We start from the raw sequence: 26,294 nt of genomic DNA, 5'->3' as shown, positions 1-26,294 counted from the left end.
TCTGTTCGCGCTCGAATAAATAGGTTGTCGCGCACCTGCTTGCGTCGTACCGTCGTCGGTACACAAGGAAGGAGGTGGTCCGAATAGTGATTTCATATTGGACATGTGAGGTGGCTGCCCGCTAGCAGCCATGTGCTGTTGGCGAATCTCCAGCAGCCACCCGGCCCCCGAACCCTCGATTAGTCCGATCGAGCCGAACGGTTCGGGGGCCGCCCCCTTTCTGGGGACAGCGGTAAGTGCCCGGCTATGAGCGACAACACCTGGGCGCCCGCGGATTGTCGCTCCGAGGCGGGCAGTAACGGTGTCTTTGGTTAGCCCGCGAAACGCGACAGGCGTGCCGAGAGGTGCGGTTCCAGGCCGCCGCCGTCGGCGCCCACCCGCTCTTCGACGTAGGCCAGGTCACCGCCGTCGACAATGCCGTAGAGGCGCTTGGCCCCGCCGATCAGCACACCGGACTTACTACGGGCCAGTGCATCGGTGACCAGCTCCCAGGACGAGGCATTGCGCGGCTGACCGTAGAACAGCTCGACAAAACCCGCGGCATGCGCCAGTACCAGCTCGATGGCCTGCTTCTCGTCAGGATCATCGGGGTCGGGCGCGAAGCGCCAGAACCCGCTTTCGCGCAATGTCAGTCGGTCGAACTGCCGGTCAGCATCCAGCCGCCACGACTGAGAATCCCACGTGAGATAGTCGCTGCCGTCGTGCGCGACGATGATCTGCTGACCGAAGCTGTAGTCGCCGTCGGCATCCCGGCCCTCGCCCTCGCCACGCCAGACCCCAACCAGGGGCAGTAGTGCGAGCAATGCGGCATTGAGATCCGGGCCCTCGCGCAGATTCGCGGTATCGGCAGGGATCGGGAGGTCTTGGAAGGTGGGTAGATTCCGGCCCACCGATGGCCGCGCTTCGGCAGCGGCCGGATCGGGTTCCGTCACGACTCGTCGGTGATCAACCGGTACAGCGCGTAGAGCGCAAACCAGGTGATGACGAGCACCGCGGCTACCAACATGATCTCGAAGAAGAGCACCACGGATAGAGAGCCTACCTGGGATAACGGTGTGACCCACACCTCGCCGGGTAACGCCGCCTCCAGCTACCACGATGGAACGTTGTGATGATCTTTCCGGGACGATTGTTATCAGCGTTTTTCGCTTCCGCCGTGGTGGCTTTCGGGCTTATCGCCGCTCCCGCAGCGAATGCGCAACCGCCTAGGTTCCCCGATGTCGACTCCTATCCGGCCGTCGACCTCGGCGAGTACCGGGTGATCGGCGCGCACCCGAGCATGTCGGGTTGGGTGTTCAGCACCCCCGGCGGACTCACGTGCTGGGACAGCATGATCGCCGAAATCGGAGTGTCGTGCAGCGGCTCGATCCCCGGTGCGCAGCCGGATATGAACACCGTGTCGGTGTCGCTGACCGGGAGGGGGCAGATCCGTCGCGATGACGCCCCCAGTGAGGTCAACGAGCATCCGCTGCTGCCCGCCGGGTCGAAGATCGCCCCGGACAACGGCGTCGTCTGTGCCGTACTTGCCGATGACGCACTGGCCTGCCGTGCCAAGAAACCCGATTCCTGGTCCAAAGAAACTCCGGATCCGCCGGACAGGCATTACGGCGAGCACGGATTCGTCGTACAACCCTCCGGCAGCTGGACGTACTGAACATCGCGCTCCCCAATTGTGGGGGTAGGCACCCATGAACTTTGGGTGTCTATCTGGATGCCGACAGGTAGTGCACGCAGGACGATTGCCAGCAGGAGCATTACGGAGAGGGAATCAGCTGTGTGGCAATCAAAGTCAGTCCTGCGGGGAATCGGTACCGGTCTTGTCGCTCTCGCGCTTGTGGTGACGACACCGGGTGTCGCGCTTGCGGCACCCGACAAGCCGACTCCAGTACCGTCGCCGGACCACGACGGTGAGTGGCTCGAAGGCGGTATGGCGCCCACTGAAGCACAGCAGCCGCGCGACAGTGCGGGTGGCTGGGTCGATCACCCGGGAGGCACCGGACCGCAGTGCATGGACAGGGGCGTCGTCTGTCGCACGGGAATCTGGTACCCCGACCAGATCCAAAGCCAACGCGGTCAATCCGAGTGGGTGCAGTTGCCCGACACCACCGGTGCCGAATGTGAGAATCCTGGCGTTATATGCGGGAACACGGCGTCGTAGCCGCCGATACGGCGGTGATCCAGGGTCAGTTGCCCGCCAGGAAGGTGATCACTGCGAGCACCCTGCGGTGATATTCGTCGGTTTCGGCGAGGTTCAATTTCGTCATCACGTTGTGAACATGCTTTTCGACTGTGCTTTCGGTGATCCACAGTCGGCGGGCGATGCCGGCGTTCGATAATCCCTCGGCCATCACGCCCAGTACCTCCCGCTCCCGTTGGCTCAATGCGTCAATCGGGTGGTCGCGGCGGCGTGCCACAACAAGCTCTCTGACCAGTGCCGGGTCCAGTACCGCGGCGCCTCCGGCAATCCGGTTCAATGCATCGACGAACTCCGCGATATCTCCGACACGGCTTTTGAGGAGGTATCCCCGCCCGCCGCCGGTGGCCACGAGCTCGATTGCATATTCCGCCTCGATGTGTGCGGAAAGGACCAGCACGCCGGTACCCGGGAACTCCCTGTGAATTGCGCGGGCCGCGTCGAGTCCCTCTGTCGTGTGCGTCGGAGGCATCCGGATATCCGTGACGACGAGGTCGGGCTTCTGCGCCCCGACCAATGCCATCAGGTCGATGGCATCACGTGCCTGGCCAACAACCTCGAAATTCGAATGTTCGAGAAGGCTGGCAATCCCTTCACGAAGCAGTACGTCGTCGTCAGCGATTACCACGCGCAAGGCCGCCACAGCGCCAGAGTAGCTGCGCCGTCTGTATAGCTATATTCGAAGTGGCAGGACGTATCTAGGGCCCCAGAGGTAAGGAAGTTCGAGACTTGACGCCCACTATCTCAACGCTGCCGCTTGGGGTCGCCCCACGATGGCCAGTGAGTTGGTAATAGGAGATAACGGCCGGGCGTTACGACCCAGATTGTGGGGATGGCTGACGCTTCCCTTCCGTCCGGGCGCACCGCCTTCTGCAACCCTCGGAATCCTGGTGGCGGCGGGCTTTCTGGTTTCTGAAACCGTCGCGGCGCTCCTCCTGCGGCAGATCGCGCCGACCGAGCGCATGGGCACGATCTATCTTCTCGGCATCCTGGTCGTATCGGCGATCTGGGGTCTGCGGCTCGCGGTTCTCACCTCGATCGCCAGCGCGGTCACCTTCGATTACGTACGCGATTGGCCGGACGGTCATGTGCTGTCGGTGGAGCTGCAGAACGGTGTAGTCCACGTGATTTTCCTCGTTGTCGCGCTGGTCGCCAACGGGCTGGCAAGCCTGGCCCGTGCCCGCACCAACGAGGTGGAGGCGCGCCGCCAGGAGGCGGCGGCCATCGCTGAACAACAAGCCGGATTGCGCCGGATCGCGACTCTTGTCGCGCGGGGGGTGCCGCCGGCCGAGGTGTTCGCGGCGCTGGTCCACGAGATGGTCGATTGTCTGCATGCCGACGCCGCGGTTCTCCTGCGGTATGAGTCCGGCAGCTACGTCACCATCATTGCGGTGTCCGGTGACGTAGGAATCGGCCACATGCCGGGAGCCCATCTAGCGCTGAACGATGGTGTATCACCCGGGGAGGCCCTGGGATTCCGCGCTAGCGTCTCCGCCCCCATTCGCGTTGGCGGAAGCACGTGGGGAGCGGCAGTTCTGAGGGTAGAAGACGTTGATGCTGCGCCCATCGACGATTTCGCCGACCTCGTCGCCACCGCGATCGCGAACGCCCACACGCGCGAAGAACTCACTGCCTCCCGCGCGCGGATCGTGACAGCGGCCGACGAGGCACGTCGCCGTTTGGAGCGCGATCTGCATGACGGTGTACAGCAGCGTCTCGCCTCGCTGCGCCTGCGACTTGGCATGGCTACCGCAGCAGTACCGGCCGATCTCCAGGATCTCGCCGACCAACTCGCCGAGCTGAATGCCGGTTTGATCGGTGTCGCCGAAGACCTCCAGGAGTTCTCACGAGGTGTGCACCCGGCGATCCTGGCCAGCGGCTTGCGGCCCGCGTTGTGCACCCTGGCACGGCGTTCAGCCGTTCCCGTCACCATCGAGGTAAACATTGACGGCCCGGTGGCCGAGTCGGTCGAAATGGCCGCCTATTACGTGCTGGCTGAGGCACTTGCCAATGCCGCCAAGCACTCCGATGCGTCCCGGGTGCAGGTATCGGTGCGGTGCAGCGGGCCGGATCTCCGTATGGCAATCCGGGATGACGGGATGGGTGGGGCCAATCCCCGTAAGGGTTCGGGACTCATCGGGCTGACAGACAGAGTCGAGGCACTCGGCGGGCGTCTGAGTGTGACCAGCCCCATCGGTCGCGGCACGTCTCTGGATGTTTCGATTCCGATCACCTGACTGGGGCGACCGCTTTGTGGCTGCCTATTTCTTACAGGTAATTCTCGGGTACGGCGACTAGTGGTTCCGTCCTTATGGGGGGAAACCACACCTGCCTAATAGTGGGAGACCATACCAAATTCCGCGTTTAGCCCCTGTTAACCAAGATTCGAGGCGGCGTTAACTGCTCTCTAGCTAGATGATGTCCGTTCAGTTGTGGAGAGTCTTATCGGGCAGAGGTCACGACTAGAGGAATTGTCATGATGCCGCATAACTCGCCGAATTTTTAGGTCATTGCCCGTTCAGGGCGATGTAGTCGATATCAGTCGATAAATGACCATGGGCGGACGGCACTTTTCCGTAAGACAGAACGGCGATATTCAGGAATCCTTCGAAAGGCTCACATGGCAGGAATTCTCGATCGACTTATCCGCACTGTGTATATCGCAGCAGTGCTTGGCTGTGTAGCCGTGACAGCAGCGCCCGCGGCTCTCGCGGATGCTGTGAACATGGCACCCGAGGACCTCGACCAGGTAACCCCAGACGGGTGGAATATCCACCTGTCCAGCTATAACGAGGTCGTCAACGCGATTCCGAACCTCGCCAATGCGTCGAATTCCAGGGAGGCCTTTGTCACCCTGTATTCCTCGGCAAGAGCCGAGGGCGGGCAAGGAGCAATCCTGGACAGTCTGTTCATCATGGGGTACCAGCTCGGCTGCCAATCTGACGTGTCTAGCGGCCTCCAATTCGGTGGCGCCGCCTCCGGCGGCGTGAGCGGCACCGGGACCCTTGGGTCGAGCGACTCGGTGGGCGGGTCCATTGGTGGCGGCGCGACCGGCTACGCGCAGACGGTCCTGGAACCCGGTGTCATTGTCGACCTGCCGATGTCGAACATGGGCCTAGACAAGTCGGGGCGGGCAACGCTCGATGTCACGAATCTGCACGTCAAGGCCGACGCCTGCGGCGGCGATGTCACCATCCGGTCATACGCATACCTGCGGATCTCGACTTCCGGGGCGCATTCGTCCTACGCCATCTACGGCGAACCCGTCAAAATCTGAGCTGGGAGACACGCCATGACATCACCCCTCGGCATGGGGGGATTACTCGCGATTGTCATCGGCGCGAGCCTCGTCCTCGCGCCGAACGCATCCGCCGACCCGGTACCCCCGGGTCCACCGCCCGGCTACGACGGACTCCCGTACCACAACATGCCGGGCAGGATTGGCCATCAACCTGGTGCATACACCTGGGTCCTCGGCTTCTACATGCGACCGCGCCGGGTGCTTGACACTGCTGGCGTCGCCGCCATGACCAACACCGACTCGCAATCGGCCGAATTCGGGCTCCCCGGTTCACAACTCGGTGTCGAACCGCAGCGGCGCTCGATGGTAGGGAATGCCTACGGTGTGCGCCCCGAGACGCCGATGGACTCGACAGGTGCACCCGATCCTGCCGGTGGTGTAGTGCCCGGGTACACGATGCCGGCAGGGACTCCGGGCGGCGGTCTGGAAGATCCGTACGCCGGGACTGCGAGACAGCTCCCGCTCGGGGGCGAGTCCCAGCAGCCGACCGCCAACGGAACTGTAGGGCCGAACTCCGTCAATAGTGGGCCAGATCTCGGCCCGACGGCGTCTAAGTGAAGGAGGGGACCCACCGCATGAGGCTGCACCTGGTACGAACCGCGACGATCGCTGGGCTGCTTGCCCTAGCCGTTCTTGAAGCGCCGAGCGCCGCAGCTGACCCGTCGGTACCTGGTGACCCGACCGGCCAGATATACAACCCGCCCGGCTATATCGGCTATTACCCCGGCGCCTATGGGTTTCAGACCATCTACTCCTTGACCCCGCCGCCCCGGGTTCTGGACGCGGGCGGCGTCGGGGCCATGACGAACGCAGACCCCGCGTCCTCCCATGTAGGCCTACCTGCTGACCGTCTCGGTGTTCAGCTGAAGCATGTCGTGGTGAAGCCACAGGAGGCCGGTCCGCGAGGGCAGGTGCTCGGAGTGCGCCCCAGTTCGCCGATGCAAGAGACCTCGGCACCCGATTCGGCTGGTGGTGTGATGCCGGGAGCGACGTCCGCCATTGGTCAACAGAACCCGGCCACCGGGCAAGCCACCGGATTGGAAAATCCAACCCCCACCGGGGATGCGCCCGAGCAACCCATGCCCGGTCTGGAGGCCAGGCAGCCGGCCCGGAGTCCTGTCGCCGGACCAGACACGGCCAACTGATCGCTCACTGAAACCACAAGCGCGCAACTACGCACCTGTTTCCCGAGTAGGGGTGTGCGTAGTTGCGCGCTCGGCGGCAAAGCTAGAAGAGGCTAAGCCTCGATCTTGATGTCGACCTCGTGGATACCGGCGCCGGTGGGGCTCACCGTCGCGGTGCCGTTCCCGGCCGAGGACAACGCCCGCAGCGTCCAGTCGCCTGGTGCGGCGAAGAACCGGAAGTCGCCGGTCGCCGATGCGACAACCTCGGCGGTGAATTCATCCGAGGAATCCAGCAGGCGCACAAAAGCACCGCCCACTGTCTGACCGTTTCCGTCGACCACTCGGCCGGTGATCACGGTTTCCTTCTCTACGTCAACGCCTGCCGGAATGGCCAGGCCCTGCTTCGGTGCACTGCACATAACTAGCTTCCCAACTCGATCGGGGCGCCCACCAGGGAGCCGTATTCGGTCCAACTGCCGTCGTAGTTCTTCACGTTCTGGTGTCCCAGGAGCTCCTGCAACACGAACCAGGTGTGCGAGGAACGCTCACCGATGCGGCAGTACGCGATGGTCTCCTTCTCGCCATCCAGGCCGGCGTCGGCGTAGAGCTTGGTCAGCTCGTCATCCGACTTGAAGGTGCCGTCCTCTTGGGCCGCCTTGCTCCAGGGGACGTTGATGGCGGTCGGCACGTGTCCGGGGCGCTGGCTCTGCTCCTGCGGCAGGTGGGCGGGAGCCAGGATCTTGCCGGAGAACTCGTCGGGCGAACGCACGTCCACCAAGTTCTTGGCACCGATCGCGGCGATCACCTCGTCGCGGAAGGCGCGGATTGTGCTGTCCGGTGTGGCGGCCTCGTAGGAAGTCGCGGGCCGCGAAACGGTGTCGGTGGACAGCGACCGGCCGTCGAGTTCCCACTTCTTGCGTCCACCGTCGAGCAGCTTCACGTCCTGGTGCCCGTACAGCTTGAAGTACCAGTAGGCGTATGCGGCGAACCAGTTGTTGTTGCCGCCGTACAGGACCACAGTGTCGTCGTTGCCAATGCCCTTATCGGACAGCAGCTTCGAGAACTGCTGCTGGTCGACGAAGTCACGCTTGACCGCATCCTGCAGATCGGTCTTCCAGTCCAGCTTGACGGCACCCTCGATGTGGCCGACGTCGTACGCGCTGGTGTCCTCGTCCACCTCCACGAACACCGTGTTGGGGGCAGAAAGATTGTCTTGCGCCCATTGGGCGGAGACCAGTACGTCAGAGCGTGCCATATAGAGGATTTCCTTCCGTGTTTTTGGTGGGTTTATTGATGGATTACTGGGCCGACGGTTGTGTACGGCGAAAACGGGTAACGAGGGGGTACAGCTGGCAGCCCAGGCAGATGCCGAAGGCGGCGTTCAGGAACGCGGCAGCGAGAGCGAAGGCAGTCGCGATCACGCCGAGCAGTGTGACACCGGTACCGAATCCGATGGCGCCGATTGCCGCGAAGGTGAAGCCCAGCAGCTGCGCGAACTGCAGCGGCGGGACGGGTTCGCGTTCGGTCACCGGGCTCAGCCGCGGCTGAATAAGTGTTCGGAAGAGCGTTCCGTAGGGCGCGCGATGCGGACCCAGTAGCGCGCCGATCGCGAACACCACCGCCTGAAGTCCCAAAATCACCGCGGCAGCCGTCAGTGACACGGCGGACACCGCCAGGGTGACGATGAGAATGGTGGTGGTGACCCAGGCGACGAAGCGGGGCCCGCGGACGTCGACCTGCAGGGGGTGGGATGAGCCGCCGGCGTGAAGACCGTCAGGTGTTGGGGCAGTGGTCATGGGTTGTTGTGCTCCTAGGGGTGGCGGATATGGCTACACCTGTTGCGGCACACTCAAAGGTGGCCGCGATTAGCAGCAACAACAGCAGCAGCCCGCGACGCGGCACAGATCGACGGCGCGTCGTTTCGTGAGCATCGGCTCAAGGCGGGCTTGCACGGCGACGAGTTTACCCCGGCTGCGTCAGGCCCTGCAGAGCAGTGCGCAGGTCGGCGGCCTTGGGCACCCCGGAGACTCGATAGGCCTGCCTGCCGGTCGCGTCGAAGATGAAGGTCGTCGGTAGGGAAAGCACCGAGAGCGCCCGAGCAGCGTCGGGGTTGGAGTCGATATCGACCTCTATATGCGCGACCCCGGGCTCGCCGGCCGATACCTGGTCTACGACTCGGCGGACCGACGCGCACGGACCACACCACACCGCGCTGAAATGCACGATCGTCGGCCCAGTCGCGGACAGTTCGATACCGGGCGGGGCCTGGACCTCGCCTGTTCCGCCGGGTCCTTCGCGCAGCCTGCCGGACCTGCTCTTGATTGCCACCGCGATGAGGCTCGATGCCAGCAGCGCGACCGCTATCGCAATGACTACGGTCACGAGTGGCGACGAACCGCTCGCGTGCAGAGCGGACAATCCTGTCGTCATGACTGCTTGAACGCGTCCAGGGAGATCGTTACTCCCTTGGCGATACCTTCGATGATCACATCTGATCCACGCGCGCCGACCCTTGTTGGTTCGATGGCGAACGGAAGCTTTTGTCGCGGGACCACCTTGGTGAACGCGGCGAACACGGCGCGCTGCTGGTCCTCCGGCACATCGCGATCGGCAGTTCCCGGGCCCGTGACCACGGATGTTGCTACAAGCTGAAGATCTGTCTTGTCCGGGCCGACGACCGAGACGTCGACGGACACGGTCACCTTGTGTTCGAAGTCACCCGTCTTCGGCGTTCCGGTCAACAGCAGACCGGTTCCCGACGATATGCCGGACTCGGTGGTGCCGCCGGTGGCATCGTTCTGTTCCTTCGGCGGCGGTTCGACGGCAAGGTCGTTGATTCCCATGAATCGGCCCAAGTGATTGGAGTCGATGATGATCCGGCTCTCGATCCTGTCCACACGCAATGGAGAGTCCGGACGGATAAGCCAGGAGGACTTGGAGATGTCAATACCGTGCAACGTGCCTTCCAGCGTCGCCTTCCCGGTCTCCGCGTGGTCCACACCGTGCGCCTTGATCTCAACTTCCCTGTACCGGTGTGCGTAGGCCTGCGGGATGAACGGGAAAACCAGAATCGCCACCGACGGATCAGAGCTGAGGTCCGCCTCGGTGCGCAGGGTCCGGGACAGCCGGTATTCCGCGTAGATCGCACATCCGAAATCGGTGGCAGTGGCCGCGATTGCTAGTGCACACACCACCGAGATAATGGCGATCAGGGGCTTGCGCATCTGCACATTCTGGCGCATCACCGCGCGTCCGCCCCTCTGGGCCGGGCTTATCAGCAGGTGGCGCGGTACATTATGGAACACCTGGAGACCGAAGCACCCGGGTGTTGGAGGGCTCGTTGGACCTGTTGTTGTTGACCGCTGACTCAAATCCGGATGCGGTGCTGCCGTCTCTGGCGCTGCTCGCCCATACCGTGCGACCGGTGCCCAGCGAGGTGTCCTCGCTTCTAGAAGCAGGTTCGGCCGACGTGGCCATCGTCGATGCGCGCACCGATCTGGCCTCCGCGCGGGGCCTGTGCCGGCTGCTGGGCGCGGCCGGATCCTCGGTTCCAGTGGTGGCCGTGGTTAACGAGGGCAGCCTCGTGGCGGTCAACGTCGACTGGGGTCTGGACGACATCCTGCTGCCCGGAACTGGTCCCGCCGAGATCGACGCACGGCTGCGTCTACTGGTGGGCCGTCGCGCGGGTGCGATCAATGTCGAGAATGCCAGCAAGGTGATACTGGGCGAGCTGGTCATCGACGAGGGCACCTACACCGCACGGCTGCGTGGCCGCCCGCTTGACCTCACCTACAAGGAGTTCGAGCTGCTCAAGTACTTGGCGCAGCACGCCGGCCGGGTATTCACCAGAGCGCAGCTACTCCAAGAGGTTTGGGGATACGACTTCTTTGGCGGCACCCGCACAGTGGATGTTCACGTACGACGCCTGCGCGCAAAGCTCGGCCCCGAGTACGAGGCGCTCATCGGCACGGTGCGCAACGTCGGCTACAAGGCGGTGCGGCCGCCTCGCGCGAAGGGCGAACCCAACGGCGCGGAAAGATCTGGCACCCCGGAACCCGATATCGACGACGACGTGGACGATGACGCCGCCGACGGGGACATCGCCGCTGCACCAGGGACCATCAACGCGGGCTGAATCCCACGACTACCGTGGCGGTATGACCGAATGGGTCCAACTTCTCGATGATCAACGCCAACTACAGATACGCGAGTTGATAGTCGAGGCCACCCGCGCCGACGGTATTGCCCCGGTAGGGGAACAGGTGCTGCGTGAGCTGAGCGGAACCGAGACCAGGCACCTGGTCGCCGAAGATGGGGACGACACGGCGGCGTACCTCAACCTGGTTACGCCCGACGAGAATGCCACGGCGATGGCTGAATTGGTGGTCGCGCCGGGCGCTCGCCGCCGCGGAATCGGTTCGGCCATGGTTCAGCACGCACTCGTCGCGGGCGGTGAGGGCACCCGAATCTGGGCTCATGGCGACCTACCGGCGGCCAGGGCGGTCGCAGCCAAGCTGGGACTGGCCCCGTTGCGGCGGCTCCATCAGATGCGACGTACTCTCGCCGATCTGCCTGCCGTTTCGGCCGACCCCACTGTTGTCATCCGGCATTACCTTGGGCCGCAAGATGATTCGGACCTGCTGCGTGTCAACAATGCAGCATTTTCCTGGCATCCGGAACAAGGGGGCTGGACGTGGGACGATCTCGCCGGTCGCTTCGCCGAACCCTGGTTTGATCCGCGCGGACTATTTCTCGCGCACGATTCGCAGACCGGTGACCTTCTTGGATTCCATTGGACAAAAAGGCATTTGGACAAGCCTAGAGTCGGTGAGGTGTACGTCGTCGGCGTGGACTCCGCCGCGCAGGGCAGGGGATTGGGCCGCCTACTGACGCTGGTGGGTCTGCATCACCTCTCGGACACCGGCATGGACACCGTGTTGCTGTACGTCGAGTCGGATAACGACGCAGCCCTGCGGACATACGAGCGGCTGGGATTCCGGGTTGCCTTCACCGACGCCGCCTACGGTCGAGCCTGATGGGCGTTTACCTGCGATAACGACCGGACTGTCAAGTCTGTGAGTTCACTTTCCGTTCACCTGCGGAAGGGTGCCCGTCCATCGACTGCCTTTAGTTTCCGGGGTGCGCGTTGTTGATCCATCCCCATCACCCCGATCTTTCCTCACTCATGCGAGAAAGCGAGAGCCGTGAACCTCAAGGCCGTGAACCTTAAAAGCACCGGCACCACGATCTTCGCGGCGGCCGCCGCGATCGCTCTGTCCGCCAGCCTTGCCGCCTGCGGTTCCGACAAGACCACCGGAGCTTCCTCCTCCAGTGCCTCCGGTTCGTCTTCCGCGTCAGGTGACTGCGCGGGCAAGGCCAAGCTGAGCGCCGAGGGCTCTTCGGCTCAGAAGAACGCGTTCGATATCTTCGCCAACGAGTACTCGACCGCTTGCTCCGGAAAGTCGATCAACTACAACCCCACCGGGTCGGGCAAGGGCCGCGACAACTTCATCGCCGGACAGGTCGACATCGGCGGCTCAGATTCGGCACTGTCCGAGGAAGAGGCGGGCAAGGCCAAGGAGCGCTGCGGCGGCAACGAAGCATGGAACCTGCCGGTCGTCTTTGGGCCAATTGCCTTGGCGTACAACGTTCCCGGTGCCGACAAGCTCGTTCTGAACGCCGACGCCGCCGCCAAGATCTTTACCGGCGCCATCACCACCTGGAATGACCCGGCCATTGCCGCGCTCAACCCGGGCGTCACGCTGCCGGACACCAAGGTCACCCCGGTGTACCGCAAGGACAAGTCCGGAACCAGCGAGAACTTCGGCAAGTACCTGACCACCGCTGCCCCCGAGAGCTGGACCAAGGGCAGCAGCGGCACCTGGGAGGGTGGCGCCGGCGAGAGCGCCGAGAAGTCCTCGGGGGTGGCCGAGAAGGTCAAGGCCCTGCCCGGTGCCATCACCTACGTCGAGAAGGGCTACGCCGACGACCTCAAGATGCCGTACGCCCAGATCGACAGTGGCGCCGGTGCCGTGGCACTGACCCCGGAGACCGCCGCAGCCTCGGTCGAGACCGCCAAGTTCGCCGGTGAGGGCAACGACCTCAAGCTGGACCTGGCCTCGATCTACGGGACCAAGACCGCCGGTGCGTACCCGATCGTGCTGGCCACCTACGAGATCGTCTGCTCCAAGGGATACAAGGACGCCGACGTCGCCGCCGCGGTGAAGTCGTTCCTGACGGTCGCGGTGAACCAGGGACAGAAGGGTCTGGCCGATGTTGGCTACGCCCCGCTGCCCGCACAGTTCAAGACCCGCCTCGAGACGGCCATCAAGGCACTGGCTTAGCAGGCGGTTTCGTCCCCGCCCGGGAAGCTATTTGCAACCCGGGCGGGGACGTACCATCAACCACATAGACAGCGAGTTCAATGAGCAGCCAGACCAGCGGGATTGATCCTGTAGGGGTAGCCCATCCGGCCGATCATGACCGAGTCGTACCCGAGGAGACGCAGACCCTGATGATCCCCGAGGCGATGGGCCGCAGAGACCTCGAGCCGGAGGCTAAGCCAACAGGCGTAGTACGGCCCGGAGACCGCATCTTCTCGGGACTCGCGACAGGGTCGGGCGTATTCGTCGTCGCACTGATCGGGCTGGTGGCCGTATTTCTGATCCTGCGCGCCATCCCCGCACTCAACAACGACGACGAGAACTTCTTTCTCTACAACGGCCCATGGCGCACCGATGACACGGCGCACATGCATTTCGGTGTCCTCGATCTGTTCCAGGTCACCGTCTTCGTCTCGGTCTTTGCGCTCCTGCTCGCCATGCCGGTAGCTCTCGGTATCGCGATCTACCTCGCCGAGTACGCGCACGCACGGGTCCGTGGGCCGCTGGCCTACGTCATCGACCTGCTGGCCGCGGTTCCCTCCATCGTGTACGGCCTGTGGGGCATCTACGTGCTGGCGCCGTCGATCGCACCGATTGCCCTGTGGCTCAACAGGAACCTCGGGTTAATACCCTTCTTTGCCGACAGCCCCGTCAGCATCGCTGGTGGTGGCAACCTCTTCACCGGTGGCATCGTGCTGGCGGTGATGATCCTGCCGATCATCGCCGCGGTCACCCGTGAGGTGTTCATTCAGACCCCCAAGGGCCAGATCGAGGCCGCGCTCGCGCTGGGCGCCACCAAGTGGGAAGTGGTGCGCACCACCATCATTCCGTTCGGTATGTCCGGATACATCAGCGGCTCGATGCTGGGACTCGGCCGCGCGCTGGGCGAGACCATTGCGCTGATGCTCATCCTGTCCGGCACCTCGGTGGCATTCGGCTGGTCGCTGTTCGACAGCGGGAGCACCTTTGCCACCCATATCGCTTCCAACGCCTCGGAATTCAACAACGAACTGGAAGCCGGCGCCTACATCGCCGCCGGTCTGGTGCTGTTCGTGCTGACATTCGTGGTGAACTCGGCGGCGCGCGCCGTCGTCGGCGGAAAGGGCCGGGCATGACCGCGACACTTGACAGGCCCGTGAAGGAACCCGCCTTCCATCCGCTCTCGGGTAGGCGCAAGGCCACCAACGCGATTGCCACTGTGTTGGTCTCGGCCGCCGTGGTGATCGCCCTGATTCCGCTGGTGTGGGTGCTGTACACGGTGCTCGATCGCGGATTTAGTGCCATCCTCAGTTACGACTGGTGGTTCACATCGCAGAACATGATGACGAACCGGATCGCGGGTGGCGGCGCGTATCACGCCATGGTCGGCACCCTGCTGCAGGGCTTGTTCTGCGCGATCATCTCGGTGCCTATCGGCATCTTCGTGGCGATCTACCTCGTTGAGTACGGCGCTAACTCTCGGCTGGCCAAGCTCACCACTTTCATGGTCGACATCCTGACCGGTGTGCCGTCCATCGTCGCCGCTCTCTTCGTCTATGCCCTGTGGGTTGCCACTCTCGGGCTGCCGCGGTCGGGCCTGGCGGTGTCTTTGGCGTTGGTGCTGTTGATGATTCCGGTAGTGGTGCGCTCCTCGGAGGAGATGCTCAAGATTGTCCCGAACGATCTGCGCGAGGCCTCTCTTGCTCTGGGGGTGCCGAAGTGGAAAACCATTGCGCGCATCGTGCTGCCCACTGCTCTCTCGGGTGTAGTGACCGGTGTGATGCTCGCGCTGGCTCGTGTCATGGGCGAAACCGCGCCGCTGCTGGTGCTCGTCGGCTACAGCAAGCTGATCAACTACGACATGTTCGGCGGGGAGATGGCCTCATTGCCGGGCATGATGCTCGACCAGCGCAGTGGCTCGGTGGTAGGGCTTGCTGAATCCCGTTTGTGGGGCGCCGCCCTCACTCTCATTCTCGTGGTCGCCATTCTCAACGTGATCGCCAAACTCATTTCGCGCTTCTTCGCGCCGAAAAAGGTCTAGGAAGGTACTCATGGCCAAGCGTCTCGATCTCAAGGACGTCAACATCTTCTACGGCAAGTTTCACGCCGTCCAGGAGGTGGCACTTTCCGTTCCGCCTCGTAGTGTGACGGCCTTCATCGGCCCGTCAGGTTGCGGCAAATCGACCGTGTTGCGCACCCTGAATCGGATGCACGAGGTGACACCGGGTGCTCATGTCGAGGGTTCGGTGCTGCTCGACGGTGCAGACATCTACGGTGCCGGGGTGGACCCGGTATCGGTCCGTAAGACCATCGGGATGGTTTTCCAGCGGCCAAACCCGTTCCCCACCATGTCGATTCGCGACAACGTGGTGGCGGGCCTGCGGCTGCAGGGCGTGCGCAGCAAGAAGACCCTCGACGAGGTCGCCGAGCGCTCGCTACAGGGCGCCAACCTGTGGAACGAGGTCAAGGACCGTCTCGACCGCCCGGGTGGCGGACTCTCCGGCGGTCAGCAGCAGCGTCTGTGCATCGCCAGAGCCATTGCGGTGCAGCCGGATGTGCTGCTGATGGACGAGCCGTGCTCTGCCCTGGACCCCATCTCCACGCTGGCTATCGAGGATCTGATCTCCGAGCTCAAGCAGGAGTTCACCATCGTCATCGTCACCCACAACATGCAACAGGCCGCGCGTGTCAGCGATCAGACCGCGTTCTTCAATCTGGAGGCCGCAGGCAAGCCGGGAATGCTGGTGGAGATCGACGACACCGAGAAGATCTTCTCGAACCCCAGCCAGAAGGCCACCGAGGACTACATCTCCGGACGCTTCGGCTGATCCAGGAATAGCTCGGGCCGCGCGGCTGTCTTACTGCCTATGACCAAGGCAGTGCGGTTCGATCAGTACGGCGGAATCGACGTCCTGCAGGTGCGTGATGTTCTGCGCCCAGTACCCGCGTCGGGTGAAGTGCTCGTGCAGGTGCGTGCTGCGGGGATCAACCCGGGTGAGGCGAAGATCCGCACCGGCGTGCTGCACGACAGGTTCCCCGCGACCTTCCCGTCCGGGCAGGGCAGCGATCTGGCGGGTGTGGTCGTTGAGACCGGCTCCGGAACCGGTGGGTTCGCCGTGGGTGACGAGGTGTTCGGCTTCACCAACAGCCGAGCCAGTCATGCCGAGCTCGTTGCGGTACCCGTCACACAGTTGGTGGCCAAGCCGGTCGGGCTGTCATGGGAGGTCGCGGGTGGCCTCTTCGTTGCCGGTAGCACTGCGTATGCGGCCGTCGGTTCAGTAGGTCTGAAGCCCGGGGATGTGGTTGTCGTCGCCGGTGCGTCCGGGGGAGTGGGCGCGATCGCGGTTCAGCTTGCCCGGCTGGCCGGTGCCACGGTCCTGGGTATCGCTGGAGCAGGAAACGATGAGTGGCTCATCGGGCATGGTGTGATCCCGGTGAACTACGGTGACGGGCTCGCTGACCGGTTGCGGGCGGCGGCCCCCGGCGGGCGGCTCGACGCCTTCCTGGACTTCTTCGGCGGAGGCTATGTCGAATTCGCGCTCACCGAACTCGATATCGCCTTGGAACGCATCGACACCATCATCGATTTCGCGGCAATTGAGCGGTTCGGGGTGCAGAGCATTGGCAACGAGGAAGGGGCAACGGCGAGCGTCATCGCCGAACTTGCTGCCCTTATCGTCGAGGGAAAATTGGAAGTGCCTGTGGCGGAGGTGTTTCCGCTAAGCCAAGTACGCCAGGCCTTTGGGTTGCTCGAACTGCAGCACACCCGCGGGAAGATCGTGCTGGTGCCCTGACTACTCGTCAGATGGCGGTCAGGTGGTCTTGGCCGTGGCCTTCTGACGGCAGGCTTCCGGTGACCTGGAAGATGACCCGGCGGGCGACTTCGACGGCATGATCGGCGAACCGCTCGTAGAACCTGCCCAGCAGTGTCACGTCGACGGCGGCAGCCACCCCGTGCTTCCACTCCCGGTCCATCAGCACGGTGAACAGATGCCGGTGCAAATCATCCATCGCATCGTCTTCTTCGTTGATGCGAGCGGCCTTCTCCGGGTCGCGGGTCAACAGGACTTCTTGTGCGCTATTGCCCAAATCAACTGCAACACGGCCCATCTCGGCGAAGTATCCGTTGACCTCCTCCGGCAGGGCGTGTTGCGGATGGCGGCGACGGGCGATCTTGGCGACGTGCAGGGCGAGCGCGCCCATGCGGTCCACGTCTGCGACGATCTGGATGCTGCTGACCACTCCGCGTAGGTCGCCTGCCACCGGGGCCTGCAGGGCCAAGATGGCGAAGGCGTTTTCCTCGGCGGCGGCGCTCATCGCCGTGATCTGCTCGTGGTCGGAAATTACCTGCTCGGCAAGGACGAGGTCGGCCTGCAGCAATGCGCGAGTGGCTCGCTCCATCGCGGCACCGGCCAGCCCGCACATCTCACCCAGCTGTGCCGATAGCGATGACAGCTGCTCTTGAAACGCGGTACGCATGGATCAAGACTACGGACCTGGTGCCGTCGAGTCATGGCCCTGGTGTGAACGGCGAATGAATGCCACCAGGAATTCCGTGGACAAAAATGCAATCGACGTCCAAATTGACTGACTATTCGCAGGTAGCGTCGCCGGCGTTGACGACCGTCAGGTCCATCGGAAGCTCGGCGGGAGCCATCGCGCCCGAGGAGAGCTGTAACTGCACGGTCGATCCGGCGGTCGGCGGAGCCTGCAAAATCGCTGTGGAGTTGTAGTCGCTGCCGAGTACTACGCGCACGGTGGATTGAGCGCCGGTGATCCGCTGGAGCTTGGCGCCACCGAATGCGGCGGCAACGGTCGCTGCCTGCTGTTCGTGCCCCGGCGAGAAGAAGACCGTGGTGTTGGGCAGGGCGGAGGGATAGTCATCGGTGGTGGTGATGCTGAATCCGTAGTGGGTCAGCTGGCTGGCCGCTGCTGCCGCGAGTCCGGTCTGGCCCGTGCTGTTGGACACGTGCACGTTGATCTCGCTGGGCTCGGTGGTCACCAGGTCTGCCGGCTCAGTCGGTGTGGCAGCGGCAGTCGGTGCAGCCGTGGATGTTTCGCCGAGCCCGGTCGCGGCTCCGTGCTCGGCGGACGCCAACGTGGTGTCTTGCGTGGTGGTGCCGGGCATCGGGACGCGGGTGCCGTCGGCCTGCAGCTCGCCGGGCAACGGATCGTCATTGATGATGGCGTCGAAGATCTTTCGGATATCCGTGGTGCGCGGGGTCTCATTACCCTCGGAGTCGGTGCCGTCGGTCGGCACTGTAAGGAAAGTGATCCGGCCGGCCTTCACGTCCTGGAGCGACTGACCAAGGTCCACAAGGTCTTTCGTCCTGATGTTGTCGACGTACGAGTCGTCGATGAAGGTGTTCACGACGTTGTTGAGCTTGCTCAACGAGAAGAAGGTGTTGTGCGAGATCATTGAACGCAGCAGGGAGGACAGGAACAGCTGCTGCCGCTTGATGCGTCCGTAGTCGCCGTTGTACTCGGTGGTGACCTGCCTGGCGCGCACGTATTGCAGGGCCGTGTGCCCGTCAATTGTTTGGCGCCCAGCGTTTTCCAGTACGGTGCCCAGCTCGTAGTCCTCGATCGGCGTGGGGGTGCACACCTCGACCCCGCCGAGCGCGTCGACCATCTTGGAGAAGCCGGCGAAGTCCACCCCGAGGAAGCGGTTGATGTTCAATCCCGACATCTTCTGGATGACCTTGACCAGGCACTTGGGTCCGCCGAATGCGAACGCCGAGTTGAGTTTGGTTTCGGTGTACGCCTTGTCGGGTCCGTAGGACCGGGTGTCCTCGTTCCAGACCTCACAGAGCGTCGGCTGGATCGCTAGGTCGCGCGGGAAGGACACGACCGCGACGCGCTTACGGTTGGCCGGGATGTTGACCAGCATGATGGTGTCCGAGCGTGTGCCTTCGGCATCGGAGGTGTCGCCGGCGCCCATCGCGCTGTTCGCCCCTGAGCGAGTGTCGACGCCGATGATAAGGAAGTTCTCGTCGCCGTACTGGGCGTTGGCATCCCGGATATCGCGGGAGTTCGGGTCCAGCGCCTCGACGCGATTGAGCGCGTTGTTCTTGACGTTGCTCCACTGCCACGCTCCGCCGGTCAGGGCGAGCGAGCACACCGCGACGAGGGCGGCAAACGAGCGTCCGACGTAGATGGGCCGTCGCGAACGCTGGGGCTTCTGTTCCTGGACAACAGCTTCCGGATTTCCTATCCGGATCGGGATGGCGCGGGTGTCGATTGCATCATCCAGATTCGATGCTCGTACGCGACGCGCGGCGGCCTTGTCGTAGAGGGGGGCGTCGTCCGGGTAGTCGACATACTCGTCGGCTCGCTCATCGGCATGGTGATCGAGATCGGGTGCGTTCTGGTGCACCTGGGGGATGACGTCGGTGTGGCTTTCGTCGGCAATGTGCGGCGGCGCGGGCCGGACGGCTTCCTCTGGCTCTTCGGCCTCAGTGCGGGCGTGCCGGCGTGACCGGCGGCCGCCGCCGGCACCCTCGCGGGCCAGCAGATCGGCCACCGAGAGTGAGTGTGAGCCGGTTTCGTGTGCCGATGACACCGGTGGTTCCGGTGCCCTGGTGGGCGCCGGTCTGGCCGGTCTCGGCGTGGGTCGCGGTGCCGCGGCCTCGGGCGCCGCGTGGTGAGTCTCGCGCGCCGCCTGTTCGGTCTCGAACCTTCGGCTCCACTCGTCGTCGGTGGGATCGGGCAGTGAATGGTTCAGAGCCGGTGGCGGTGTCCACGGTGTGTTGGATGCGGCCGATGACACCTCGATGTCAGGATGACTGCCAACGGGCTCGATTGCGCGTTCCCATGGGGCCGCGCCATACGGGCGTGGTTGGGCAGGAGTGGCGTGGGGGCCATCACCCATGTTCAACCTCGCTCAGACGTCTGGACAGTTGCAAGTACACGGCACACCGGCAGCACATAGCGCCGTGCCGACGGCACGGTCGTCGTCACATGCTACTGAGCATTGCCGCAGATCACCATGCCCAGTGACCTAGATGTGACCCCACCTCACCCACCAGAGTGCATGACATCGGCGGCCAAGGGAACCGTGCAATCTTCTGGGTCATTGAGCCAGCCTTCCGGCAGCGACACCTTCCCCGGTGACCCCTGACGCCCCCGCGGCGCGTTTCCGCCGTCTGGGAAGGGCGCCGTGGGGTCGAGCTGATTGAGCAGGGTGTCCAGCTCGGCGAGGGTGCTGACGAGTGCGAGCGCCCGCCGGATATCTCCGCCGGCCGGGAAGCCGTGCAGATACCAGGCGATGTGCTTGCGCATATCGCGCAACGCCTTGTCCTCGCCAAAATGATTGACGAGCAACACAGCGTGACGTCGCATGATGTCTGTTACCTGCCCGAGATTTGGGGGCACTGGAATCGTCTGACCGTTGAAAACGGCACTCAGTTCCGTGAAAAGCCACGGGCGCCCGAGGCATCCGCGGCCGATGACTACGCCGTCGCATCCCGTCTGTTCCATCATCGCGACCGCGTCGGCGGCGTCGAAGATATCGCCGTTCCCGAGGACGGGGATGGTCGTCACGTGGTTCTTGAGCGCTGTGATCTGACGCCAGTCCGCGGTGCCCGAGTAGCGTTGTGAGGCGGTGCGGGCGTGCAGCGCGACGGCCGCAGCTCCCTCCGACTCTGCGATGGCACCCGCATCCAGATGGGTGTGGTGTTCGTCGTCGATGCCGACGCGGAATTTAACCGTGACCGGTATGTCGGTGCCCTCGGTGGCCCGCACGGCGGCCGCGACGATCTGCCCGAACAGCCGCCTCTTATATGGAAGGGCGGCGCCTCCACCGTTTCGGGTGACCTTGGGTACCGGGCATCCGAAGTTCATGTCGATGTGGTCGGCAAGGTTCTCGTCGACGATCATCTTGGCGGCACGGTAGGTCGTTTCCGGGTCGACCGAGTACAGCTGCAGCGACCGCGGCGATTCTTCGGGGGAGAAGCTCGTCATGTGGAGCGTGGCGGGGTTCCGTTCGGCGAGCGCCCGCGCGGTGACCATCTCGCAGACGTACAGCCCGCTGACGGTGCCCGTGGTGGCCAGCTCCAGCTCCCGGCACAGTGTCCGGAATGCCACGTTGGTGACACCGGCCATCGGGGCCAGCACCACCGGGCTCGGCAATGCCAAAGACCCGATCCGCAGCTCACGGGATCGGGCCTTCGGTTGAAGCGTGCTGGTCACTGTTAGACGCTGACCGCTTCCTGGGAGGCCTTGGCCGCCTTGGCGGCGTTGCGCTCGGCGCGCTTGGCCTGGCGCTCGAGGTACTTGGCCTTTACTTCCTCGAAGTCGGAGGAGGTCTTCCTGAGATCGTTGACGATGCGGTCCAGGTCCTCACGCAGGACTTCACCCTCGCCGCTGAGGTCGGTGCGTTCGAAGATGCGCCATTTGCGCAGCACCGGCAGTACGACCTCGTCGAGGTGCGACTGCGGGTCGTAGACGCCGCCGGTGGCGATGGTGACGGCGCTCCGGCGGAATCCCGGAATGGTGTAGCCGGGCATCTTGAAGTTATCGAGCACCCGGTGGACGGCCTTCACGGCCTGGTTCGGCGACACTTCGAGGGCGGCCTCGACCATGTTCCGGTAGAAGATCATGTGCAGGTTCTCATCGGTGGAGATGCGCTTGAGCAGCTCGTCGGCGATCGACTCGTTGCAGGCCTTGCCGGTATTGCGGTGCGAGACGCGGGTGGCCAGCTCCTGGAAAGTCACATAGACGACCGAATCGAGCAGGCTGTGGGCGAAAATCTCCTCCCCGCCCTGCCGGTTCTGGCCGGGGGAGAACCCGCGGGTCATCTGCTCGACGCGGAGCTTCTCGAGCTCCACGGGGTCCACTGACCGGGTCACGACCAGGTAGTCACGGATGGCGATGCCGTGGCGGTTCTCCTCGGCGGTCCACCGGTTGACCCAGGTACCCCACGGCCCGTCCATGGTGAAGTTCATGGCGATCTCGCGGTGGTACGAGGGCAGATTGTCCTCGGTGAGCAGATTGGTGATCATCGCTACCCGGGCCACCTCAGAGAGCTTCGACTGCTCCGGGTCCCAGTCCTGCCCGCCGAGTGTCCTGTAGTTCTTGCCATCGGACCACGGGATGTAGTCGTGCGGGTTCCAGTCTTTGGTGACACCGAGGTGGCGGTTGACATTCTCCTCGACCACGGGCTCGAGCTCGTGCATGAGCTCAAGGTCGGTGAATTGCTTCTGCATGCACATTCCTTGAGTTTTCGACAGATTTATCTGTATCCGACGGTTGCAGTCAATATATCTGTAAACGGCGGTTGCACACAAGTGGACGGATTGCGCCCTATGTTCGCTCCTCCGCATGCGTTCCGACGTGCGGATAGTTACATTTCTCGCTCGGCCTGCAAGGCCATTACACCGGCAGTATGCTTGCTCACAACCCAAGGTGGAGGTGTAACCAGTGAAGTCGGTAGTCAAGGCGACAGCGGTCGCCGTTGCGGGCGCAGGTTTCTCATTGGCGGCAGCCGCAATGGCCCACGCGGGTGGCCCCAGTGACACCACCGGACAGTTCTATGCCGATGCGTCGTCGACGCTCAAGGGTGAAGGCTATTCGGTTGTCGTGGCAGGTCGTTCCGGTGACCAGGTAGGTCTGGACAATTGTCTTGTCTCCCACCAGGAAGCGTTTACCGTCAAAAAGGGGCAGGACGACCGCGGCAAGATGGTCCATGTGACCCTGCGCTGCTACAAGGCCGAGGTCGCGGCCGCTAAGAAGGCTGCTGAGGAGAAGGCGAAGTCCGCGTCGACGTAACCGTTGTCGGTGTCGTTGACGTAGCGCCCTGCAGCATGATCTGAACGCAGTAGTCCACGAACCGCTGCCGCTCCACTCTCAGGTCCTCGTTCAGATATGCCCTGAAAAGGCTTGTCAGCGCACCCACCAGGCTGGTCGCGACGAGCTGTTGCTGCACCTCGTCGGTGAGGTTGGTGCTGAGCTTTCCCTGTAGCAGCGCAACGAATCGCGGCAGCCAGTCGTAGCCGGACTCGGAGAGAGTCGGCTCAAACGTCGGCGCTATCAGCAGGACTCGACCCATGGTGGGTTCGTCCACCATGAGCCGTACGAAGGCGTCGACACCTTCATATGCCGATCGCGCGCCGCTGAGGGCCTCGATCGCCCGAAAGCCCACATGGTCGTACACGGCCCGGACGAATGTGTCGCGGTCGGAGAAATTCTCGTAGAAGTACCGCTCGGTCATGCCCGCGGATCGACACACCGCACGGACGGTGACCGCTGGTCGGGGGCTGAGCCCCAGGAGCCGCACGCCGGCCGCCATGAGCTCGCGACGCCGCTCATCGGCGCGCTCTGCCGGTGAGACACCCGCCCAGCTGCGTCGCTGCGCTTGACCGTTCGCCACGGGCCTCCTAATCTGGTGTTGAAACTGACAACCTTGATTGTCAGTATACGTCGAACTGCAACGGAGCGTTCCGAATGGTCAACGATATGTCCGAGCTCGCCGCGACGGAACCCACCGTGGATTCCGACGCCTTCACGACGGGTTGCCCGGTGAGCCATGGAGCTGGTCCGGCGATGCCTGTGCCGTTGGGGCCGGAGTCTTTGACATGGAAGTACTTCGGCGATTGGCGCGGTGTGCTGCAGGGCCCGTATGCCGGGTCCATGCAGAACATGCATCCTCAGTTGGGTGCCGCGGTGGAGGAGCATTCCTTGTTCTTCCGGGAACGCTGGCAGCGGCTTCTGCGCTCGTTGTACCCGATTGGCGGCGTGGTATTCGACGGGGACAGGGCTCTCCGGACGGGTGCCGAGGTGCGTGACTATCACATCGGTATCAAAGGTGTCGATAGCCAAGGGCGGCGGTACAGTGCGCTCAATCCCGATGTCTTTTACTGGGCACATGCCACCTTCTTTATGGGCACGATCGTCGTGGCGGACTGGCTCAGCGGTGGAATCGGTGAGGTCGAGAAGCGTCAGCTGTTCGACGAGCATGTGCAGTGGTATCGCATGTACGGCATGAGCATGCGGCCCGTGCCGGGCAGCTGGGAGGAGTTCCAGGAGTACTGGGACCACATGTGCACCAACGTGTTAGAGGACAACAAGGCAACACGCGACGTGCTCGACCTCTCCACTCTGGCAGTGCCGCCGTTCGCGCAGTGGATTCCTGAAGGTCTTTGGCGGTTCCAAAGGCGTTTAGTGGCACCGCTATTCGTGTGGCTGACCGTTGGGTTGTACCACCCGGCGGTGCGAGAACGGTTCGGGTGCACGTGGTCTGCGCGTGATGAGTGGTTGCACCGCGCGTTCGGTCAGGCTGTCAATCTGCTGTTCAAGTTTGTCCCCGAACGTAAGCGGCGCCACCCGCGGGCCCGGGCCGGATGGGACCGTGCCACTGGCAGGATTCCCGCCGACGCCCCGCTGGTGCAGACTCCTGACCGCAATCTGCCGCCGATGGATACCTGGGGCAGCCCGATGCACTACAACCCGAAGGTGTCCTGAACCCGATCGTTTTTGGTGCTTGACGTCACCACATCGCGCCTCCTACTGTCGACATATAACTGAATCGCAATTCAGTTTCTGAAAATGGCTACGACGGAGTGGGTAATGGCCGATGGCGAGGTCGATTCTCTGACGGCAGGGTGTCCTGTCTCGCACGGTTCGGACCGATCGGTGGTCACGCCGCTCGGCCCGGAGTCGTTGACCTGGAAACTCACCGCGGACTGGTCCGGGATGTTGATGGGCTCGTACGCCACCGCGATGCAGAACATGCACCCGAAACTTGGTGCCGCCGTCGAGGAGCACTCCACCTTTCTGCGTGAGCGGTGGGAGCGGCTACTGCGGTCGCTGTATCCGATCACCGGCGTGGTCTTCGACGGGCATCGCGCGCCGGTGACCGGCGCTGAGGTGCGCGGCTATCACATCGGTATCAAAGGTGTTGATAGCCAAGGGCGCCGCTACAGCGCACTCGACCCCGATGTCTTCTATTGGGCGCACGTGACCTTCTTCAAAGCGTTGTTGCTGTCGGTGGAGCGGTTCGGCGGAGGTCTCACCGAGGCCGAGAAGCGCCAGCTCTTTGACGAGCACATCGTCTGGTATCAGATGTACGGCATGAGTATGCGGCCGGTGCCCAAGACCTGGGAGGAATTTCAGGAGTACTGGGACCACATGTGCACCAACGTCTTAGAAGACAACAAGGCAACGCGTGATCTGCTGGACTTCGCCCTGTTGCCGAAACCGCCGTTCCTGCCGTTGGTTCCGAACTGGATGTGGGGGTTAGCGCTTCCAGTCTTCACGCGGTTCTCCACGTGGGTGATGGTGGGTATGTTCGATGAGCCGGTGCGAAAACGCTTGGGGTACAACTGGACCGACCGTGACGAGCGGCGCCTTGAGTGGCTGGGCCGGGTAAACCACGCGGTCTTCCGGCTCGTGCCCTTTCGGTGGCGTAAGCACCCACGCGCGCGAGCGGGGTGGGACCGGGCGACCGGGCGGATGCCTGCCGACGCGCCATTGCCGCAGACTTCGGCTCGCTACCTACCGCCGGTGACGCTGCGCGACAGCCCCCATCACTACAGCCCGAAGGTGTCCTAGCTTTCATGCCGGGCCGGATGCCCATGCGCGCAGTTTGTTTTTCGCCGGTGACAACCTGTCCAAGGTGCGTAGATTGCTGCTCATGGCAGGAAGTTGGGGCTCTGTCCTAACCGGGCTTGTTCCGCTCGGGCTGGTTATCGCGCTCTCACCGATCACGGTCATCCCGGCGGTGCTGGTCTTGCAGGCGCCGCGGCCGCGGCCAAGCGGTCTTGCCTTCCTCGCCGGCTGGCTGTTGGGCCTGGCCGCACTCACGGCGCTTTGTGTGGCGGCCACCGGCCTACTAGGCGGGCTACACCGGTCGGTGCCGAACTGGGCCTCTTGGGTGCGCGTGGTCCTCGGATCGGCGCTTATCCTGTTCGGTGTTTTCCGGTGGCTGACCCGGCATCGTCACACCGAGTCGCCCGGCTGGATGCGATCGTTTTCCACGATCGGCCCGGCGCGGGCGGCGATAACGGGGACGGCTTTGGTGGTGGTACGTCCCGATGTCCTGTTCATTTGCGTTCCTGCGGGATTGGCGATCGGCGCCAGCGGGCTTGGTGTCGCAGATCGCTGGACGGCCGCGGCGTTCTTCGTCGCTCTCGCCGCATCGACAGTGGCCGTCCCGATACTGGCTTATGCGGCCGCGGGGCACCGCCTCGACGACACAATGGGCCGGCTCAAGGACTGGATGGAGAAGAACAACGCGGCATTGATGGCGGCAATCCTGGTCGTGATCGGTGTGATGGTGCTGTACAACGGAATTCACGCTTTGAAGTGAGAAGGTG

The 26,294-nt window shown here is 63.6% G+C and carries 29 protein-coding genes and 1 pseudogene; 17 read left to right on the top strand and 13 right to left on the bottom strand.

Translation table 11 applies throughout. The annotated features are described in order from the left end of the window. Window positions 1-311 precede the first annotated feature (311 nt). Window positions 312-932 carry an FABP family protein gene (locus AB0H22_RS19770; RefSeq protein WP_180751001.1) on the bottom strand — a complete coding sequence of 207 codons (621 nt, stop codon included), beginning with the start codon at window positions 930-932 and terminating at the stop codon, window positions 312-314. 347 nt (window positions 933-1,279) lie between these two features. Here AB0H22_RS19770 and AB0H22_RS19765 point away from each other — a divergent pair, with 347 nt between their 5' ends. Together AB0H22_RS19765 and AB0H22_RS19760 are read left to right on the top strand one after the other, a co-directional pair. Further along, complete coding sequence (locus tag AB0H22_RS19765) at window positions 1,280-1,654, top strand: hypothetical protein (RefSeq protein WP_358148441.1); 375 nt, start codon at window positions 1,280-1,282, stop codon at window positions 1,652-1,654. Between the two features lie 141 nt (window positions 1,655-1,795). Then, window positions 1,796-2,158 (top strand): hypothetical protein, encoded by a 363-nt coding sequence (locus AB0H22_RS19760; RefSeq protein ID WP_180751260.1) that lies wholly within the window; start codon window positions 1,796-1,798, stop codon window positions 2,156-2,158. Window positions 2,159-2,183: 25 nt separating this feature from the next. Here AB0H22_RS19760 and AB0H22_RS19755 read toward each other — a convergent pair whose 3' ends face one another. Further along, window positions 2,184-2,837, bottom strand: a complete 654-nt coding sequence (locus AB0H22_RS19755; RefSeq protein ID WP_358148336.1) for a response regulator transcription factor — start codon at window positions 2,835-2,837, stop codon at window positions 2,184-2,186. Between the two features lie 130 nt (window positions 2,838-2,967). Between AB0H22_RS19755 and AB0H22_RS19750 the strand changes: the two genes are divergently transcribed. The 4 genes from AB0H22_RS19750 to AB0H22_RS19735 all read left to right on the top strand — a co-directional run bounded on the left by AB0H22_RS19750 (window position 2,968) and on the right by AB0H22_RS19735 (window position 6,640). Then, window positions 2,968-4,431: a DUF4118 domain-containing protein gene (locus AB0H22_RS19750; RefSeq protein ID WP_358148333.1), complete on the top strand. Its 1,464-nt coding sequence runs from the start codon at window positions 2,968-2,970 to the stop codon at window positions 4,429-4,431. Window positions 4,432-4,814: 383 nt separating this feature from the next. Beyond that, the gene (locus AB0H22_RS19745) at window positions 4,815-5,471 is read left to right on the top strand and encodes an MspA family porin (RefSeq protein WP_358148331.1); all 657 of its coding nucleotides are present in this window, start codon (window positions 4,815-4,817) and stop codon (window positions 5,469-5,471) included. 15 nt (window positions 5,472-5,486) lie between these two features. After that, window positions 5,487-6,053, top strand: a complete 567-nt coding sequence (locus AB0H22_RS19740) for a hypothetical protein (protein WP_358148328.1) — start codon at window positions 5,487-5,489, stop codon at window positions 6,051-6,053. Window positions 6,054-6,070: 17 nt separating this feature from the next. After that, on the top strand, window positions 6,071-6,640 hold the full coding sequence (locus AB0H22_RS19735) for a hypothetical protein (RefSeq protein ID WP_180751006.1): 570 nt from the start codon (window positions 6,071-6,073) through the stop codon (window positions 6,638-6,640). A 92-nt stretch (window positions 6,641-6,732) separates the two neighbouring features. Here the strand turns inward: AB0H22_RS19735 and AB0H22_RS19730 are convergent, their stop codons facing one another. The 6 genes from AB0H22_RS19730 to lmeA form a co-directional block, all read right to left on the bottom strand. Continuing rightward, window positions 6,733-7,038, bottom strand: a complete 306-nt coding sequence (locus tag AB0H22_RS19730) for a DUF1416 domain-containing protein (protein WP_070936675.1) — start codon at window positions 7,036-7,038, stop codon at window positions 6,733-6,735. A gap of 2 nt (window positions 7,039-7,040) precedes the next feature. Continuing rightward, window positions 7,041-7,874: a sulfurtransferase gene (locus AB0H22_RS19725; protein WP_180751007.1), complete on the bottom strand. Its 834-nt coding sequence runs from the start codon at window positions 7,872-7,874 to the stop codon at window positions 7,041-7,043. A 43-nt stretch (window positions 7,875-7,917) separates the two neighbouring features. Further along, the gene (locus tag AB0H22_RS19720) at window positions 7,918-8,415 is read right to left on the bottom strand and encodes a DUF4395 domain-containing protein (protein ID WP_358148324.1); all 498 of its coding nucleotides are present in this window, start codon (window positions 8,413-8,415) and stop codon (window positions 7,918-7,920) included. A 69-nt stretch (window positions 8,416-8,484) separates the two neighbouring features. Beyond that, window positions 8,485-8,571 (bottom strand): Ms5788A family Cys-rich leader peptide, encoded by an 87-nt coding sequence (locus AB0H22_RS19715; protein WP_353615267.1) that lies wholly within the window; start codon window positions 8,569-8,571, stop codon window positions 8,485-8,487. A 10-nt stretch (window positions 8,572-8,581) separates the two neighbouring features. Beyond that, window positions 8,582-9,001, bottom strand: a complete 420-nt coding sequence (locus AB0H22_RS19710; protein ID WP_180751009.1) for a thioredoxin family protein — start codon at window positions 8,999-9,001, stop codon at window positions 8,582-8,584. A gap of 44 nt (window positions 9,002-9,045) precedes the next feature. Then, complete coding sequence (gene lmeA / locus AB0H22_RS19705) at window positions 9,046-9,861, bottom strand: mannan chain length control protein LmeA (protein WP_180751261.1); 816 nt, start codon at window positions 9,859-9,861, stop codon at window positions 9,046-9,048. Between the two features lie 98 nt (window positions 9,862-9,959). Here lmeA and AB0H22_RS19700 point away from each other — a divergent pair, with 98 nt between their 5' ends. The 7 genes from AB0H22_RS19700 (at window position 9,960) to AB0H22_RS19670 (ending at window position 16,775) form a co-directional block, all read left to right on the top strand. Continuing rightward, the gene (locus AB0H22_RS19700) at window positions 9,960-10,754 is read left to right on the top strand and encodes a response regulator transcription factor (RefSeq protein ID WP_180751262.1); all 795 of its coding nucleotides are present in this window, start codon (window positions 9,960-9,962) and stop codon (window positions 10,752-10,754) included. Window positions 10,755-10,776: 22 nt separating this feature from the next. Next, the gene (mshD, locus tag AB0H22_RS19695; RefSeq protein WP_358148322.1) at window positions 10,777-11,655 is read left to right on the top strand and encodes a mycothiol synthase; all 879 of its coding nucleotides are present in this window, start codon (window positions 10,777-10,779) and stop codon (window positions 11,653-11,655) included. A gap of 168 nt (window positions 11,656-11,823) precedes the next feature. Continuing rightward, window positions 11,824-12,963, top strand: a complete 1,140-nt coding sequence (pstS, locus tag AB0H22_RS19690) for a phosphate ABC transporter substrate-binding protein PstS (RefSeq protein ID WP_180751011.1) — start codon at window positions 11,824-11,826, stop codon at window positions 12,961-12,963. Window positions 12,964-13,043: 80 nt separating this feature from the next. Continuing rightward, on the top strand, window positions 13,044-14,117 hold the full coding sequence (gene pstC, locus AB0H22_RS19685; RefSeq protein ID WP_358148320.1) for a phosphate ABC transporter permease subunit PstC: 1,074 nt from the start codon (window positions 13,044-13,046) through the stop codon (window positions 14,115-14,117). After that, window positions 14,114-15,022: a phosphate ABC transporter permease PstA gene (gene pstA, locus AB0H22_RS19680; RefSeq protein ID WP_358148317.1), complete on the top strand. Its 909-nt coding sequence runs from the start codon at window positions 14,114-14,116 to the stop codon at window positions 15,020-15,022. The genes pstC and pstA overlap by 4 nt, the downstream gene beginning before the upstream one ends. Before the next feature lie 10 nt (window positions 15,023-15,032). Then, on the top strand, window positions 15,033-15,809 hold the full coding sequence (gene pstB, locus AB0H22_RS19675; RefSeq protein WP_180751014.1) for a phosphate ABC transporter ATP-binding protein PstB: 777 nt from the start codon (window positions 15,033-15,035) through the stop codon (window positions 15,807-15,809). 39 nt (window positions 15,810-15,848) lie between these two features. Continuing rightward, complete coding sequence (locus AB0H22_RS19670) at window positions 15,849-16,775, top strand: NADP-dependent oxidoreductase (protein WP_358148314.1); 927 nt, start codon at window positions 15,849-15,851, stop codon at window positions 16,773-16,775. Between the two features lie 7 nt (window positions 16,776-16,782). On the opposite strand, the gene phoU is transcribed toward AB0H22_RS19670, so the two are convergent. From phoU to AB0H22_RS19650, 4 genes are all read right to left on the bottom strand, one after another. After that, window positions 16,783-17,460 carry a phosphate signaling complex protein PhoU gene (gene phoU / locus AB0H22_RS19665; RefSeq protein WP_180751015.1) on the bottom strand — a complete coding sequence of 226 codons (678 nt, stop codon included), beginning with the start codon at window positions 17,458-17,460 and terminating at the stop codon, window positions 16,783-16,785. A 112-nt stretch (window positions 17,461-17,572) separates the two neighbouring features. Then, window positions 17,573-19,852, bottom strand: a complete 2,280-nt coding sequence (locus AB0H22_RS19660; RefSeq protein ID WP_180751016.1) for an LCP family protein — start codon at window positions 19,850-19,852, stop codon at window positions 17,573-17,575. A 146-nt stretch (window positions 19,853-19,998) separates the two neighbouring features. Next, window positions 19,999-21,171, bottom strand: coding sequence for a tRNA dihydrouridine synthase DusB (gene dusB / locus AB0H22_RS19655; RefSeq protein WP_358148311.1), 1,173 nt, complete (start codon window positions 21,169-21,171; stop codon window positions 19,999-20,001). Between the two features lie 2 nt (window positions 21,172-21,173). After that, window positions 21,174-22,187: an acyl-ACP desaturase gene (locus tag AB0H22_RS19650; protein WP_180751018.1), complete on the bottom strand. Its 1,014-nt coding sequence runs from the start codon at window positions 22,185-22,187 to the stop codon at window positions 21,174-21,176. A gap of 214 nt (window positions 22,188-22,401) precedes the next feature. Between AB0H22_RS19650 and AB0H22_RS19645 the strand changes: the two genes are divergently transcribed. Beyond that, window positions 22,402-22,749, top strand: a complete 348-nt coding sequence (locus tag AB0H22_RS19645; protein ID WP_180751019.1) for a hypothetical protein — start codon at window positions 22,402-22,404, stop codon at window positions 22,747-22,749. Here the strand turns inward: AB0H22_RS19645 and AB0H22_RS19640 are convergent. After that, window positions 22,706-23,350 (bottom strand): TetR/AcrR family transcriptional regulator, encoded by a 645-nt coding sequence (locus AB0H22_RS19640; protein ID WP_358148307.1) that lies wholly within the window; start codon window positions 23,348-23,350, stop codon window positions 22,706-22,708. The two genes, AB0H22_RS19645 and AB0H22_RS19640, sit on opposite strands and share 44 nt — an antisense overlap. A 182-nt stretch (window positions 23,351-23,532) precedes the next feature. Here AB0H22_RS19640 and AB0H22_RS19635 point away from each other — a divergent pair. The 3 genes and pseudogenes from AB0H22_RS19635 to AB0H22_RS19625 all read left to right on the top strand — a co-directional run. Beyond that, window positions 23,533-24,441: pseudogene (locus AB0H22_RS19635) on the top strand (oxygenase MpaB family protein); the annotation flags it as partial. Between the two features lie 84 nt (window positions 24,442-24,525). Further along, complete coding sequence (locus AB0H22_RS19630; RefSeq protein ID WP_358148305.1) at window positions 24,526-25,530, top strand: oxygenase MpaB family protein; 1,005 nt, start codon at window positions 24,526-24,528, stop codon at window positions 25,528-25,530. Between the two features lie 82 nt (window positions 25,531-25,612). Beyond that, window positions 25,613-26,287 (top strand): GAP family protein, encoded by a 675-nt coding sequence (locus AB0H22_RS19625; RefSeq protein WP_358148302.1) that lies wholly within the window; start codon window positions 25,613-25,615, stop codon window positions 26,285-26,287. Window positions 26,288-26,294 lie beyond the last annotated feature (7 nt).

This window comes from Mycobacterium sp. NPDC050853, assembly GCF_040653875.1.
Lineage (GTDB): Bacteria > Actinomycetota > Actinomycetes > Mycobacteriales > Mycobacteriaceae > Mycobacterium.
The sequence above is the reverse complement of the archived record's forward strand: the minus strand, read 5'-3'. Positions and strand labels throughout refer to the sequence as shown.

Bases quoted from the DNA above. Each gene is read 5' to 3' on its own strand.
- phoU (WP_180751015.1), bottom strand. From the start codon at position 17,460: ATGCGTACCGCGTTTCAAGAGCAGCTGTCATCGCTATCGGCACAGCTG.
- mshD (WP_358148322.1), top strand. From the start codon at position 10,777: ATGACCGAATGGGTCCAACTTCTCGATGATCAACGCCAACTACAGATA.
- AB0H22_RS19740 (WP_358148328.1), top strand. From the start codon at position 5,487: ATGACATCACCCCTCGGCATGGGGGGATTACTCGCGATTGTCATCGGC.
- AB0H22_RS19630 (WP_358148305.1), top strand. From the start codon at position 24,526: ATGGCTACGACGGAGTGGGTAATGGCCGATGGCGAGGTCGATTCTCTG.
- pstB (WP_180751014.1), top strand. From the start codon at position 15,033: ATGGCCAAGCGTCTCGATCTCAAGGACGTCAACATCTTCTACGGCAAG.
- pstA (WP_358148317.1), top strand. From the start codon at position 14,114: ATGACCGCGACACTTGACAGGCCCGTGAAGGAACCCGCCTTCCATCCG.
- AB0H22_RS19730 (WP_070936675.1), bottom strand. From the start codon at position 7,038: ATGTGCAGTGCACCGAAGCAGGGCCTGGCCATTCCGGCAGGCGTTGAC.
- AB0H22_RS19660 (WP_180751016.1), bottom strand. From the start codon at position 19,852: ATGGGTGATGGCCCCCACGCCACTCCTGCCCAACCACGCCCGTATGGC.
- pstC (WP_358148320.1), top strand. From the start codon at position 13,044: ATGAGCAGCCAGACCAGCGGGATTGATCCTGTAGGGGTAGCCCATCCG.
- AB0H22_RS19745 (WP_358148331.1), top strand. From the start codon at position 4,815: ATGGCAGGAATTCTCGATCGACTTATCCGCACTGTGTATATCGCAGCA.
- AB0H22_RS19720 (WP_358148324.1), bottom strand. From the start codon at position 8,415: ATGACCACTGCCCCAACACCTGACGGTCTTCACGCCGGCGGCTCATCC.
- AB0H22_RS19670 (WP_358148314.1), top strand. From the start codon at position 15,849: ATGACCAAGGCAGTGCGGTTCGATCAGTACGGCGGAATCGACGTCCTG.
- AB0H22_RS19650 (WP_180751018.1), bottom strand. From the start codon at position 22,187: ATGCAGAAGCAATTCACCGACCTTGAGCTCATGCACGAGCTCGAGCCC.
- AB0H22_RS19725 (WP_180751007.1), bottom strand. From the start codon at position 7,874: ATGGCACGCTCTGACGTACTGGTCTCCGCCCAATGGGCGCAAGACAAT.
- lmeA (WP_180751261.1), bottom strand. From the start codon at position 9,861: ATGCGCCAGAATGTGCAGATGCGCAAGCCCCTGATCGCCATTATCTCG.
- AB0H22_RS19765 (WP_358148441.1), top strand. From the start codon at position 1,280: ATGTCGGGTTGGGTGTTCAGCACCCCCGGCGGACTCACGTGCTGGGAC.
- AB0H22_RS19735 (WP_180751006.1), top strand. From the start codon at position 6,071: ATGAGGCTGCACCTGGTACGAACCGCGACGATCGCTGGGCTGCTTGCC.
- AB0H22_RS19625 (WP_358148302.1), top strand. From the start codon at position 25,613: ATGGCAGGAAGTTGGGGCTCTGTCCTAACCGGGCTTGTTCCGCTCGGG.
- AB0H22_RS19750 (WP_358148333.1), top strand. From the start codon at position 2,968: ATGGCCAGTGAGTTGGTAATAGGAGATAACGGCCGGGCGTTACGACCC.